Source organism: Frankia sp. AiPs1, from assembly GCF_023716945.1.
Taxonomy (GTDB): Bacteria; Actinomycetota; Actinomycetes; order Frankiales; family Frankiaceae; genus Frankia.
Genome location: NZ_JAMQQF010000113.1, coordinates 1 through 14,339 on the forward strand (window position 1 = coordinate 1; position 14,339 = coordinate 14,339).

The following is a 14,339-nucleotide window of genomic DNA, read 5'->3' on the forward strand; positions in this document are numbered from 1 at the left end:
GGTCGAGAGCTAGCCGACCGCGCGTGCGGCGAGGTCCTCGCCGCGTTCCCGGGTCGAGCGGGCCGCGGCGCCCGCGCCCACCCGGTCCGCGAGCGACGCTGCGACGGCGGCCTCGACCCTCGCCGCCTCTTCGGCGTGTCCCAGGTGGTCGAGCAGCATCGCGACGGACGCGACCGTCGCCGTCGGGTCGGCGAGCTGCTTGCCGGCGATGTCGGGCGCGCTGCCGTGGACCGGCTCGAACATGCTCGGGTGGGCGCCGGACGGGTCGAGATTGCCGCTGGCGGCCAGTCCGATGCCGCCGGTGATCGCCGCGCCGATGTCGGTGATGATGTCGCCGAACATGTTGTCCGTGACGACGACGTCGAACCGTCCCGGATCGGTCACGAAGAACATCGAGGCCGCGTCCACGTGCTGGTAGTCGACCCGCACGTCGGGGAATTCGGGCGCCACCTCCGCGACCGTGCGCGACCACAGGTCGCCGGCCTTGGTCAGGACGTTGTTCTTGTGCACGAGGGTGAGGTGGCGGCGCTCGCGGCGAGCGGCGCGGCGGAAGGCGTCCCGCACCACCCGCTCGACGCCGTAGCGGGTGTTGAGGCTCTCCTCGGTGGCAACCTCGTGCGGGGTCCCCCGCCGCAGCACGCCACCGGCACCCGCGTACGGGCCCTCGGTGCCCTCGCGCACCACGATCATGTCAATCGTGGGGTCTCCGGCCAGCGGCGAGGCGACCCCGGGATACAGCCGCACCGGCCGCAGGTTGACATGGTGGTCGAGCTCGAAACGCAGGCGTAGAAGCAGGCCGCGCTCGAGCACTCCGCTCGGCACCCCCGGGTCGCCGACCGCGCCGAGCAGGATCGCGTCGTGACCGCGCAGTTCCTCGAGCACCGAGTCGGGCAGCGTCTCCCCGGTCTGGTGCCAACGCCGGGCGCCCAGGTCGTACTCGGTCGTGTCGACCTTGGGGTGTACGGCGCGCAGTACCCGCAGCCCCTCCGCCACCACTTCGGGGCCGATCCCGTCACCGCCGATCACCGCAAGCCTCATGTGCCCGACTGTAGCCGGAACCGGCGGATCGCAGCGGCTCGACTCGATCCGGTGCCGGGGGCTTCGAAAGTGCTCACCGGACCATCGCGGCGACCCCTCCCGGCCGTGGCGGCGAGGTGGCACGGCGAGGGCCCGCGGACGACACCGGAGGTGGATACCCGGCGACGGACGGACACGGCGGGAGGGGCCGTCACGCCGCCCGCTACCACAGGTCAGCACCGGGCGACCCGCGAGACCACCACGCTGCGGCCTAACGATTACCACTGGTGACCAACACCCGGTCCGGCCACCCGGAGTATCACGTTCGTTGTTCCCGAATTGATGTGCGCCCGCCGGAGCGCCCACTCCGACGCCACGGCACCGATACCTCAGAAAGTGAGGTGCATTGTCATGCTCGACAACAGATCGGTGACGATCGACGGCTCAGCCGTATAGAACACGCCGCGCCTGCCGGGCGGACGCAAGAAAGACGACAACCAGCAATCCGACCGCCACCCGCCGGTCACACAAAAGACCGCAGTATTCACAACTCCGGACGGTACTCGCGACCGGCGTCGAGGCCAGATGGTAAGAAACTCACTTACAGGACAGGTGCGACGTGCTTCGAGGCGAGGGGGTGCACGGCGCATGATTACTCGACAGCGGACTCCCGCGGGATCTCCACCCCACGGCCGCGCCGATGTCGGCGACTCCGCAGAGACATCCGGCGAGGTGGCCGACGCTCGGCGCGCGGTCGCGTCCGCGGGAACCGAGTCGTCCGGCGCGGCGAGTCCGCCGGGACTCGCCGGCGCGGAGCAGGACGCCTACGAGGCCGACCATCCTGACCTTGCCCGGATCCTCGCCGATCCCGCCGAACCTGCGCTGTACTTCCAGCCGATCGTAGATCTACAGCGTGGGGTCATCGCCGGATACGAAGCACTGGCCCGCTTCCACAGCCATCCAACGCACTCCCCCGACCGAATCTTCGCCGCGGCGGATCGGCTCGGGCACGCGGCCGAACTCGAGGCCCGGGTTCTCGCTGCCGCGCTCGCGGCCCGCGATCGGCTCCCCGACCGCTGCTTCCTGGCCGTCAACGTTCTGCCGCACCTGCTGGACGAGCCCTCGGTCGCCGAGGTCTGGCGGGACGCGGACCTGCGCCGGCTCGTGTTGGAACTCAACGAGGCGGTCGACCTCGAGGCCACCACCGGGCTGACCGCCATCGCGAGCGCGCTGCGCGACCGCGGTGCCTTCATCGCCATGGACGACGTCGGCTCCGGCTACGCCGGGCTACGCCAGCTCGCCCGGATCCGACCCGACTTCGTCAAGCTGGACCGCTCGCTGGTGGTCAACATCGACGACGACCAGGTCAAGATCGCCCTGACCGAACTGGTCGGCAACTTCGCCAGCCGGCTGAACGGCTGGGTGATCGCGGAGGGTGTCGAACGGGGCGACGAGCTGGCCATGCTGGTCGCGCTCGGGGTTCCGCTCGGGCAGGGATTTCTGCTCGGGCGTCCGTCCGAGGGCTGGCAGCAGCTCGATCCAGGGGTGGCCCGGCGCATCCGCCAGCTCTCCGAGCGCAGCAACCGGGCGGCGAGCATCGAAAGCCTCATGGAACAGGTCACCGTCCGCGTGGGTGACTCGGGCTCGTGCGCCATGTCGCCGGACTGCCCGAGCTGCCCCATGCGGGCGGCCGCGAACCGCAGTGATCCGACCACCGGCAGCTCTGACGACGAGCTGGCTCCCAGAGCGACGATCATCGTGTCCAACCGGTGTCGCCCGGTGGCGCTGCACCTGTCGAGCGGTCCCGGCGGTGGCACCGAACCCCGTCGGGTGCCCACCACGCTGTTCGCCCGTCCGGAGGAGCCGGTGACGGAGGTGGCGCGCCGCGCCATGACCCGCGCCAGGGCCAGCCGGTTCGACCCGGTGATAATCGTGACCGAGATGGGTCGACCCCTCGGTCTGGTACGGATGGAGCGCCTGATGCTGCGTCTCGCGGAAATGTCCACATGAGACGGAATCGATATTGGACCGCCCAGGCGCTGATGTCACCGAGCCCGGCGACCGGGGGTCATTCCCTGCCCGCGGAGATCACCGTCCGGCGGCCGGCCATGAAGGAGTTTTACTGCGGGGCGATCATTCACGGGTGCGAGACGCGCATCGTCGCGTCCGCCGAGGAGGATCTGCTCCGTGCCGTGGACACCCACGCCCGCGTGGATCACGGCATGACCGACGTCCCGGAGGCGATGTTGGATCAGGTCCGGCGCAGCGTCCGGGACGTGGAACCGGCGGATCTCCGCGACTGATCGCCGCCGCGTCCACCCGGCGGTGCAGCCGATCGGCCGGCGGCAGCCGTCAGGCCGCCACCGGCCGATCTGTCGTGCTCGCGCAGAGCCCGGTTCAGGCCACCGGTGCGGCGGCCGCGGCGGGCCGACCGCCGTCCCTCGCCGCCGCAACGGCCGGTTCGTGGGCGTGGGCCGGCGCCGCCGCCCGGTCCCGCCAGGCGCGGTTGACGGCGCTCACGACGGCTCGCAAGGACGCGGTGACGATGTTGGGATCGATGCCGACCCCCCAGTACACCCGGTCGTCGACGGAGACCTCGAGGTAGGCCGCCGCCCGGGCGTCGGCGCCCGAACCCAGCGCGTGCTCGTTGTAGTCGAGGATGCGCACGCTCAGGCCGCGGGTCGCCAGGGCGGCCACGAAGGCGTCGATGGGGCCGTTGCCGACCCCGGTGATCACCGAGTCCGCGCCGTCGAACCGCACCGAGACCGCGACCTCGTCGCGCTCCCCCTCCGCCGCGTTCGTCCGCGATCCCAGCAGCTCCAGCTGGCCCTGTGTCTCGGCACCGTCGAGGAAGTACTCGCTACGGAAGATCCGCCACAGCTGCGCGGCGGTGACCTCACCGCCCTCGGCGTCGGTGTGGCGCTGCACGACTCCGGAGAACTCGATCTGCAGCCGTCGCGGCAGTTCCAGCGAGTGCTCCGACTTCAGCAGGTAGGCGACGCCGCCCTTGCCGGACTGGCTGTTCACCCGGATGACGGCCTCGTAGGTGCGGCCCACGTCCTTGGGGTCGATCGGCAGGTAGGGCACCTCCCACCGGGTCTGGCCGGTCCGGTCCATCGCCTCCAGACCCTTCTTGATCGCATCCTGGTGCGAGCCGGAGAAGGCGGTGTAGACGAGGTCGCCGCCGTAGGGATGGCGGGGGTGCACGGGCAACTGGTTGCAGTACTCGACCGCACGACGGACCCCGTCGATGTCCGAAAAATCGATCAGCGGGTCGATCCCCTGCGAGAACAGGTTCAGACCCAGCGTGACCAGGCAGACGTTGCCGGTGCGCTCGCCGTTGCCGAACAGGCAGCCTTCGACCCGGTCCGCGCCGGCCAGCACACCGAGCTCCGCCGCCGCGACCGCGCAGCCCCGGTCGTTGTGCGGGTGCAGCGACAGAATCACGGCATCGCGCCGGGTGAGATTCCGCCCGACCCACTCGATCTGGTCGGCGTAGACGTTCGGCGTCGACATCTCGACCGTCGCCGGCAGGTTCAACACGACTGGGCGCTGCGGCGTCGGCGACCACACGTCCATGACCGCCTCGCACACCTCGACGGCGTAGTCCAGCTCGGTGCCGGTGAACGACTCCGGGCTGTACTGCCAGCGCACGTCGGTGCCCTCGAGCAGCTTCTCGGCATACTGGACGCACCAGCGCGCGCCCTGTACGGCGATCTCCCTGACGCCGGCCCGGTCCAGGCCGAACACAACGCGGCGCTGCAGCGTCGACGTCGAGTTGTACAGGTGGATCAGCGCCCGGTCGGTGCCCACCAGCGACGCGGCCGTTCGCTCGATCAGCTCCTCGCGCGCCTGCGTCAGTACCTGGATGGTGACGTCAGCCGGGATGCGGTCTTCCTCGATGAGCTGGCGGATGAAGTCGAAGTCGGTCTGGCTCGCGGCGGGGAACCCGACCTCGATCTCCTTGTAGCCCATCGCGACCAGCAGCTCGAACATCTGCATCTTGCGCGCGGGGGTCATCGGGTCGATCAGCGCCTGGTTGCCGTCGCGCAGATCGACGCTGCACCACTGCGGGGCGCGGACGATCGACTTCTCGGGCCAGGTCCGGTCGGGCAGCGGGACGGGGGTGAACGCCTGGTACTTCTCGATCGGCATGCCGGACGGCTGCTGCGTGGTCATCGTGCTCCTGCTTCCTCGGAAGAGCCCCACGTCGACCGGATCTCACGATCGCACAGGGACTTGGGGGCCGGCAGATCCCTCCGCGGCGTCGGACGGGCGGCCGCCCAAGCTGGGCCTGACCGCCGGGCCACTGACGACCGCGGGGATCCCGACGCTGGCGCACGAGAACACCGCGACGGGGAAGCCAGCTAGATCAGGCCCCGCCGCGGCGGCTAAGGAGGAGTAGCGCACGCATCGCGGCTAAACAGTACCCGATGTCGGCCCGATCGGTCGGTGATAGGCGCCGCGACCCGGTCGCGCCTCGCCTCGAGCGCCCGCAGCCTGCCTCGCCCGCCCGCCCGCCTCGAGTCGAGTCGGCTGCCCGCGCCCTCAGGCGCCGATCGAGCCGATGACCCGGAACGGGCCGGTGCGGGCCCGCAGGTCGTCGGATCGCACCGTACAGGCGACTGAGCGCGCCCCGTCCTGCCAGCTCGGCTCGGCGGGGTAGATCGTGCCGACGATGTAGTGCGGGGTGGCATCGATGGCCCCGGCGAAGTCGCGCAGCGCCCCGGCGCAACGCGTGTCCGCCACCTGGGCCACCGCCGACGCGCCGGGCCAGCGGCCGAACAGCGGCGCGAGGTTCACCAGCCGGGTGACCTCGTCGATGTGCGGCCGGTCGCAGCTCACCCGGACCGGGACCACCGGCACCATCGGGACGGGTGCGCCGGCCGGGTAGGGCGTCCAGTTCAGGCAGTCGCCGCGGCGCAGGGCGGCCAGCAGTGTCGGGGCGACCGCATAGCCGGCGGGAGGGCCGGTCAGGGAGCCGGTGACCGCGGGCCTCGCGCTCGCGGCGCCACCCTGCGACGCGCTCGGTGCGGCCAGGCGGGTCGCGGTGCCCGGCCCGCCCCGGGTGGCCGTCTGGCGCAGGGCGACCACCGTGATGGTGATCATGCCGACGATGATCGCGATGAACGTGATCATCTGGGCGATCTGCCGAGGGCGTCCCGGCGGCTTCGGCGGCGCCACGAGCCGGTGGAAGAACCCGGGCAGCCCGCGGGGAGCGGGAACCACCTGGCATCGGCCGGATTCCGTCCGGCCGTGCTGCCGGCTGCGTTCGGCCGCGGACGGCTCGAGAAAGCGGGCTCCGCGGACGAATCGCTCATCCAGGCGAAGCCCCTCGAACGGGTCCTGATGCCGCGACGCCATGCTAGCCACGGTAAACCCGACACCCAGCTAAAGCCGCATGTTCGGCGTAAAGATCACTCCGGGCACCTCCGGGCGGGAACGGGGCGGCCGGCCCCGCGGCGACGGCCTGGCGAGCGGCCCCGACCGGCCGCCGCCGACGACCCACCTGCGGCGTCGACGCGCCCCGACAGCAGCCGACCGCCGCGCCGCCGCCGTCCTGTCGGCCGGCCCCCGCCCGCCCGTCGCCGCGGTGCGCCCCCACCGCAGTGCCACCGCCGCGGCCCGACAGACCGGCACTGATCGGCCGCCCGAGCCACGGGAGTCAGGCGGACCGCCGACCACCCGATCCGGGGCCGCTCGACCTGGATCCCAAGCCGGGCCTGAATCCCCGTTCGACCGGAATCCCGGCCCTGCCTCGATTCCGGCCCGGCCCGGATTCCGGGCCGCCTCAATTCCGGCCCGGGCCGGATTCCAGCCCGGCCTGGATTCCAGCCCGGGCCGGATTCCGACCCGGCCTCGATTCCTACTCGGCCTGGATGCTGACCGCGCGCGCGTAGGAAGCGCCGATAATCTTCGCGATGTCGGCCAGGATGTCGGCGGCGACCGCGTCGTCCAACGACAGCGACATCAGCGCCTCCCCACCCGCCTGGACCCGGCTCACCTGGGCACTGGCGATGTTGATGTTCGCCTCGCCGAGCAGCGCGCCGACCGCGCCGACGATTCCCGGTCGGTCCTCGTAGCGGAAGAACGCCAGGTGCGCCTCGGGTCGGATGTCGACCTCGAAGCCGTCGATCGCGGTGATCTTCTCGACCTGCCGGGAGCCGACGAGTGTCCCGCTGACCGATACCGGGGTGCCGTCGGCGAGCACGCCGCGCACGGTCACCAGGTTGCGATAGTCCGAGGAGCCCTCCTCGGAGGTCTCCAGGGTGACCTCGACGCCGCGCTCCTTCGCCAGCAGCGGGGCGTTGACGTAGGTGACCTGTTCCTCGATGACGTCGGTGAAGACGCCCTTCAGCACGGCGAGCTGGAGCACCGAGACGTCGTGGACCGCGATCTCCCCGCGGACCTCGACGGTGATGGCGGCGGCGAGCCCGCCGGCGAGCCCGGAGAACAGCTGCCCCAGCTTTTCGGCGAGCGGCAGGCCCGGCCGAACATCCTCGGCGACGACCCCACCGGCCTGCACGTTGACCGCGTCCGGCACGAACTCGCCCTGCAGTGCCAGGCGCACCGATCGGGCGACGGCGAGCCCGGCCTTGTCCTGGGCCTCCTGGGTGGAGGCGCCGAGGTGCGGGGTGACCACCACGTTGTCGAGGCCGAACAGCGGCGACGCGGTCGTCGGCTCGGTGACGAAGACGTCGATGCCGGCGCCGCCGACCTGGCCGGAGCTGATCGCCTCGGCGAGCGCCGCCTCATCGACGAGCCCGCCGCGGGCGGCGTTGACGATGATGACGCCGGGCTTGGTCCGGGCCAGTTCCTCGGCACCGATCAGACCGAGCGTCTCCGGCGTCTTGGGCAGGTGAATCGTGATCACATCGCTGCGCCGCAGCAGCTCGTCGAGGTCGACGAGGGTGACGCCGAGCTGGGAGGCGCGGGCCACCGACACGTACGGGTCATAGGCGATGACCTTCATGCCGAAGCCGGCCAGGCGCTGTGCCACGAGGACCCCGATGCGGCCGAGGCCGACGACGCCGAGCGTCTTCTCGACCAGCTCGACGCCGGTGAACTTCGACCGCTTCCATTCCCCGCCGCTCAGCGACTGGTTGGCCGCGGGGACCCGGCGGGCGACGGCGAGCAGCAGCGCGATCGCATGCTCGGCGGCACTGACGATGTTCGACGTCGGCGCGTTGACGACCATGACGCCGCGCTGGGTGGCGGCGGCGACGTCGACGTTGTCCAGGCCGATGCCAGCCCGGGCGACGACCTTGAGCCGGCTCGCCGCCGCGAGCGCCTCCGCGTCGATCTTGGTGGCGGAGCGGACGATCACGGCGTCGACATCGGCGATCGCGGGCAGGAGGGCCGACCGGTCGGCGCCGTCGACGTGACGAAGCTCGAAGTCCCCGGACAGCACCTCCAGCCCGGCCGGCGACAGCTCCTCGGCAACGAGTACGACGGGCACTGGACCTCTCCTAGCAACCTCTGGTCAGGCCGGAGGCGACGCGCGGAACGAGGTGTGATCACGTGGCCGTCGGCCTGGCGGTGGTGAGCGTGCTGACTGCGCGCCGGGTGGCGCGGCGGGCCCAGCCTACCGACGCGGACTGCGCCCGCCGAACGCTTTGCGCACCAGTCCCGCCGGAATCGCGCGATCCCGGTGATGTGGTCCGGCTGTCCTCGCCGTTCGGCGGCCGGGCGCCGCCACCATCCGGCGGCGGAGCCCGGCACCGGCGTCCGCCGGCGGCCCCGCCGCTCGGCGATCCTGGCGCTACCGGCGATCCTCGCGCCAAGCGGCGATCCCGGCACTCCCGGCGATCCCAGCGATCCCGGCACTCCTCACGCCAAGCGGCGATCCCGGTGTTACTTGGCGATCCAGGACATCAGCGGCCGCAGCTTGGCGCCGACCTGCTCGATCGGGTGCTGCTTGCCCTCCTCGACGAGCTTGGTGAAGTTCGGCCGGCCGTTGTCGTCCTCGGCGACCCACTCGCGTGCGAACGTGCCGTCCCGGATCTCATCGAGGATCTTGCGCATCTCGGCCTTGACGGCCGGGGTGACCACCCGCGGGCCGCGGGTGACGTCGCCGTACTCGGCCGTGTCGGAGATCGAGTAGCGCATCTGCGAGATGCCGCCCTCGTACATCAGGTCGACGATGAGCTTGAGCTCGTGCAGGCACTCGAAGTAGGCGACCTCGGGGGTGTAACCCGCCTCGACCAGCGTCTCGAAGCCGGCCTGGACCAGCGCGCTCGCGCCGCCGCAGAGCACCGCCTGCTCGCCGAACAGGTCGGTCTCGGTCTCCTCGGTGAAGGTGGTGCGCAGCGCCCCGGCGCGGGTGCCGCCGATGCCCTTGGCGTAGGCCAGCGCGACCGCGAGCGCGTTGCCGGAGGCGTCGTTCTCGACGGCGACGAGGACGGGCACGCCCTTGCCCTCCTCGAACACCCGGCGCACGAGGTGGCCGGGGCCCTTCGGCGCGACCATGAACACGTCGACGCCCGCCGGCGGCTCGATGAGCCCGTAGCGGATGTTGAACCCATGACCGAACGCCAGCGCCTTGCCCTCGCTCAGGTGCGGGGCGATGGAGTCGGCGTAGATCTTGCGGTGGGTGGTGTCCGGGGTGAGCAGCATGATGATGTCGGCCTCGGCGGACGCCTCCGCCGGGGTGAGCACGCGCAGGCCTTCCTCGGTTGCCTTCGCCCGGCTGCGGCTGTCCGCGGGTAGGCCGACCCGCACGTCGACGCCGCTGTCGCGCAGGTTCAGCGCGTGCGCGTGGCCCTGGCTGCCGTAACCGATGACGGCGACCTTGCGGCCGGCCAGGACGTCGAGCGAGGCGTCGTCGTCGTAGTAGATCTCGACCATCGTGGGGGGGTCTCCTCATTGAGTGAAGGGAGGTGCGGGCGCGGCCTGACCGGGATCGCCGCGGGACGCGCCGGGACGCGCCGGGACGCCCCGGCCGGCCGGGCCGGGTGAAACGGGGTGGAACAGTGTTGAACAGGGTGAAACGGGGTGGAGACAGGGTGGAACAGGTCAACCGATCAGGCCGACCGGTCGACGGCGCGCAGGCTGCGGTCGGTGATCGACCGCGAGCCGCGGCCGAGCGCCACCATGCCGGACTGGACGAGCTCCCGGATCCCGAACGGTTCCAGCATCCGGATGAGGGCGTCCAGCTTGTCGCGGGTGCCCGTCGCCTCGATCGTGACGGCATCCGGGGCGACGTCGACCACCTTGGCACGGAACAGGGTGACGGTCTCCAGCACCTGCGACCGGACGGACGGATCGGCCCGCACCTTGACCAGCATCAGCTCGCGCTGCACCGAGACGGACGTGTCCATCTCGACGATCTTCAGGACGTTGACCAACTTGTTGAGCTGCTTGGTCACCTGCTCCAGCGGCAGGTCCTCGACCGCGACGACGATCGTCATCCGGGAGACGTCCGGGTGCTCGGTCGGGCCGACGGCGAGCGACTCGATGTTGAAACCGCGCCGGGAGAACAGGCCGGAGACCCGGGCGAGCACCCCCGGCTTGTTCTCCACCAGCACGGACAGGGTGTGCCGAGTCATGACGTCGCGCTCCTGGGGTAGCGGGTGGGGTCGGGGGCCGTCACAGGTTCACCTCGGCGTCCCCGGAGTAGTCGAAGTCGGGCGCGAGGTCGCGGGCGACCCGGATGTCGTCGTTGCTCGCACCGGCGGCGACCATCGGCCAGACCATGGCGTCGGGATGGACGACGAAGTCCACGACCACGGGGGCGTCGTCGATCGCCATCGCCTTCTCGATCGTCGCGTCGACCTCGGCGGCCGAGTCGCAGCGCAGGCCGACGCAGCCCAGCGCCTCGGCGAGGCGGACGAAGTCGGGCACCCGCTTGACGCCGGTCCGCGGCGAGGCCGGGTGGGTGCCGAGCTCGGTGTTCGAGTATCGCTTGTCGTAGAACAGGGTCTGCCACTGCCGGACCATGCCGAGCGACCCGTTGTTGATGATCGCGACCTTGATCGGGATGCCCTCCAGCGCGCAGGTGGCGAGCTCCTGGTTGGTCATCTGGAAGCAGCCGTCGCCGTCGATCGCCCACACGGTGGCGTCCGGGCGGCCGACCTTGGCACCCATCGCGGCCGGCACCGCGAAGCCCATCGTGCCGGCGCCGCCGGAGTTCAGCCAGGTGTAGGGATTCTCGTAGGAGATGAACTGGGCGGCCCACATCTGGTGCTGGCCGACCCCCGCCGCAAAGATCGTCTCCGGGCCCGAGATGCGGCCGAGCCGCTCGATGACGTGCTGCGGCGCCAGCGACCCGTCGGCCGGGGACTCGTAGCCCAGCGGGTAGGTGCGCCGCCAGCCGTCCAGGGTGCGCCACCAGCCCTCGAGGTCCGGGCGGGACTCGGCGGCCAGGGCGGCGATCAGCTCGTTGATCACCTCTCGGCAGTCACCGACGATGGGCACGTCGGCGGTCCGGTTCTTGCCGATCTCGGCGGGATCGATGTCGGCATGGATGATCGCGGCCTTCGGCGCGAACGAGGCCAGCCGGCCGGTCACCCGGTCGTCGAAGCGGGCGCCGAGGGTGATGAGCAGGTCCGCCTTCTGCAGCGCGGTCACCGCCGCGACCGAGCCGTGCATGCCGGGCATGCCCAGGTGCTGGGGGTGCGAGTCGGGGAAGGCGCCGCGGGCCATCAGCGTGGTGACCACCGGGATGCCGGTCATCTCCGCCAGTGTGCGCAGCTCCGCGGCGGCGCGCGCCCTGAGCACGCCGCCGCCGATGTACAGCACCGGCCGCCGGGATGCGCTGATCAGCCTCGCCGCCTCCCGCACCTGCTTGTTGTGCGGGCGGGTGATCGGGCGGTAACCAGGCAGGTCGAGCGTGGGCGGCCAGATCTCGTGCGGCAGCACCGACGTGACCGACTGCAGGATGTCCTTGGGCAGGTCGACCAGGACGGGGCCGGGGCGACCCGTGCCCGCCAGGTGGAACGCCTCGGCGATCGTCCGCGGGATGTCGTCGACGGACTGGACGAGAAAGTTGTGCTTGGTGATGGGCAGGGTGATGCCGCAGATGTCCGCCTCCTGGAAGGCGTCCGTCCCGATCGCGGCGCTGGCCACCTGCCCGGTGATCGCGACCATCGGCACCGAGTCCATGTAGGCGTCCGCGATCGGGGTGACCAGGTTCGTCGCGCCCGGGCCGGACGTCGCCATGCACACGCCCACCCGCCCGGTGGCCTGGGCGTACCCCTCGGCCGCGTGGCCCGCGCCCTGCTCGTGCCGCACGAGGATGTGGCGCACCCGCGTGGAGTCGTACAACGGGTCGTAGGCGGGCAGGATCGCGCCGCCGGGGATGCCGAAGACCACGTCGGCTCCGACCGCCTCGAGGGAGTGGACGAGCGACTGTGCTCCGGTGATCTCTCGTGTCATCTGGGCGTCTTCCTTGACAGGCCGGGAATCTGCGACAGCGGGTGGTCTCGGCGGGGGAACGCGGGGCGCGGGCTGGGACTCGGTCACGCGATGGGGCTGGATCACGAACGCAGGAACTTGATCACGAACGCAGGGCTGGATCACGAACGCAGGGCTGGGCACGAAAAAGCCCCTCGTGCCTAGGGCACTGAGGGGCGGCGCACGGGGTCGATGTCGTCGACTACGCGCGCTCTGAACGTACGAGAATCTGACTGTGCACAGACATACCGTGCCGGAGTTCGGGCTGTACGTCAAGCAGCGACCGCAGGTAGCCGCCCCGCGGGCCCTGCCGGCGGGTCACGGCGGCCGCATGCTCGAGGCCCGTGAAGCCCGTGAGACCCGTGAGACCCGTGGGGCCCTTGAGACCGGTGAGACCCGTGCGGGCGCCCGGCGGACGGGGCGGCATCACCGACCGCCGGCGCCGGGCGCGCCCACCGCGCCGCCGTCGAGGGCGGTCAGGAACCGGGCGGCGATCGGAGCCGCCGTCTCGGCGCCGAAGCCGCCGTCCTCGACGACGACGGCGAAGGCCACGTCGCCCCGGTAGCCGACGAACCATGCGTGGGTGGGCGGGTTCTCGCCGCCGCCGTACTCGGCGGTGCCCGTCTTGCCGAAGACCTCGCCGGGCATCGGCACGCTCGCCGCCGTGCCCTCGGTGACCACGGCCCGCATGAAGTCCCGCAGCGGCGGGAGCACCGCGGGCGGGATGGCGTTGCTGCGCGCCGGCTGGCCGACGACGAAGGGCTGGCGCCACGTGCCACTGGCGACGGCCGCCGCCACGCTGGCCATCTGCAGGGGCGAGGCCTCGATCCGGGCCTGTCCGATCGACGCCGCGGCGGACTCGACCGAATCGCGCGGGGTCGGGAAGCTCCCGCCGACGCTGGCGATGTCCAGCGGCGCCCGGCCGTCGAAGCCGTAGAGCTGGGCGGCCTTCGCCAGGGCGTCCGACGGCAGCGATTCCTCCAGCCGGATGAAGGCGGTGTTGCAGCTCTTGGCGAAGGCGGTGCGCAGCGGGATGGGGCCGAACTGCTCGGCCTCGGCGTTCTGGAAGGTTCGCCCGCCCACGCTGACCGTCTGGGTGCAGTCCAGTGGGGTGTTCGCCGTCTTGCCGCTCATCAGCGCGGCGGTGGCCGTCACGATCTTGAAGGTGGAGCCCGGTGGGTACGTGCCGCGCACGGCCCGACTCGCCCCGCTCGGCGGATGGTTCGCCAGCGCCAGCACGCCGCCGGTACGGGTGTCGATGGCGACCATCGCCGCGGTGGGTCGGGCGGCGGTCGCGAGCGCCGTCTCGGCGGCCTGCTGGACCCGCAGGTCGAGGGTCGTCCGAACGGACTCGCCGTCGGTCATCGGGTAGGTGTGCAGCGTCTGGACGGTGGCGCCCCGCGCGTCGCGCACGACGACCGCGCCGCCCTGGGCACGCAGCCGGTCGTCGTAGACGCGCTGCAGCCCGGACAGCGGATCAACCCGGCCGACGAGGTTGCCGGCGAGGTCGCCGGAATCGTGCAGCGGCTGGCCGCCGGCGGCCAGCAGGCCGCCGCGTTGGCCGGTCGAGGCGGTCCGATCCAGGTGCAGCCCGGGGCGCAGGGCGGGATGCACGGACGCCGGCTCCGCCCGAACCTTCCACCCCCGGCCGGTGTCGACCAGGTTCAGCACCCCCGCGTACTCCAACGGCGACGGCAGGCCGGACAGGTCGAGCCGGGCCAGGTAGGGCGCGGTCGCCGCCTTGCCGTTGCGGTCGATCGATCCCGGGGTGAAGGTCGCGCCGGTGACCAGCAGTCGGTCCCGCACGTCGGCCATCGTGGTCAACAGGGCGGCCACGTCGATGCTGCCGGGCACGCTCGCCGCGCTCACAGCGGACCGACCGGCCCCATCCCGGCCGCCGGCCGCCGGCGACCCACTGGCCCCCGCAC

Annotated in this window: 10 protein-coding genes; 2 read left to right on the forward strand and 8 right to left on the reverse strand. The window is 71.7% G+C overall.

The annotated features are described in order from the left end of the window. Positions 1–9: 9 nt before the first annotated feature. Entirely contained in the window at positions 10–1,038 is a 1,029-nt protein-coding gene (locus ND748_RS13010; protein ID WP_251746057.1) for a 3-isopropylmalate dehydrogenase, read from the reverse strand. A 711-nt stretch (positions 1,039–1,749) separates the two neighbouring features. Here ND748_RS13010 and ND748_RS13015 point away from each other — a divergent pair. Then, entirely contained in the window at positions 1,750–3,027 is a 1,278-nt protein-coding gene (locus ND748_RS13015) for an EAL domain-containing protein (RefSeq protein ID WP_251746058.1), read from the forward strand. Then, positions 3,024–3,320, forward strand: a complete 297-nt coding sequence (locus ND748_RS13020) for a DUF1059 domain-containing protein (RefSeq protein WP_251746059.1) — start codon at positions 3,024–3,026, stop codon at positions 3,318–3,320. Before ND748_RS13015 ends, ND748_RS13020 begins: the two co-directional genes overlap by 4 nt. A 94-nt stretch (positions 3,321–3,414) precedes the next feature. Here ND748_RS13020 and leuA read toward each other — a convergent pair whose 3' ends face one another. The 7 genes from leuA to ND748_RS13055 all read right to left on the reverse strand — a co-directional run. Further along, a complete protein-coding gene (leuA, locus tag ND748_RS13025; RefSeq protein WP_251746060.1) occupies positions 3,415–5,196 on the reverse strand; it encodes a 2-isopropylmalate synthase in 1,782 nt (593 codons plus the stop codon). A 369-nt stretch (positions 5,197–5,565) separates the two neighbouring features. Next, on the reverse strand, positions 5,566–6,381 hold the full coding sequence (locus ND748_RS13030) for a septum formation family protein (RefSeq protein ID WP_251746061.1): 816 nt from the start codon (positions 6,379–6,381) through the stop codon (positions 5,566–5,568). A gap of 502 nt (positions 6,382–6,883) precedes the next feature. Further along, a complete protein-coding gene (gene serA, locus ND748_RS13035) occupies positions 6,884–8,476 on the reverse strand; it encodes a phosphoglycerate dehydrogenase (RefSeq protein ID WP_251746062.1) in 1,593 nt (530 codons plus the stop codon). Between the two features lie 395 nt (positions 8,477–8,871). Then, positions 8,872–9,864, reverse strand: coding sequence for a ketol-acid reductoisomerase (ilvC, locus tag ND748_RS13040; protein WP_251746063.1), 993 nt, complete (start codon positions 9,862–9,864; stop codon positions 8,872–8,874). Positions 9,865–10,040: 176 nt separating this feature from the next. Then, positions 10,041–10,565, reverse strand: a complete 525-nt coding sequence (gene ilvN / locus ND748_RS13045) for an acetolactate synthase small subunit (RefSeq protein ID WP_251746064.1) — start codon at positions 10,563–10,565, stop codon at positions 10,041–10,043. Between the two features lie 40 nt (positions 10,566–10,605). After that, complete coding sequence (locus ND748_RS13050; protein ID WP_308205632.1) at positions 10,606–12,498, reverse strand: acetolactate synthase large subunit; 1,893 nt, start codon at positions 12,496–12,498, stop codon at positions 10,606–10,608. A 339-nt stretch (positions 12,499–12,837) separates the two neighbouring features. Further along, positions 12,838–14,339 (reverse strand): penicillin-binding transpeptidase domain-containing protein (locus tag ND748_RS13055; protein WP_251746066.1); only part of this gene is annotated, 1,502 nt, incomplete at its 5' end.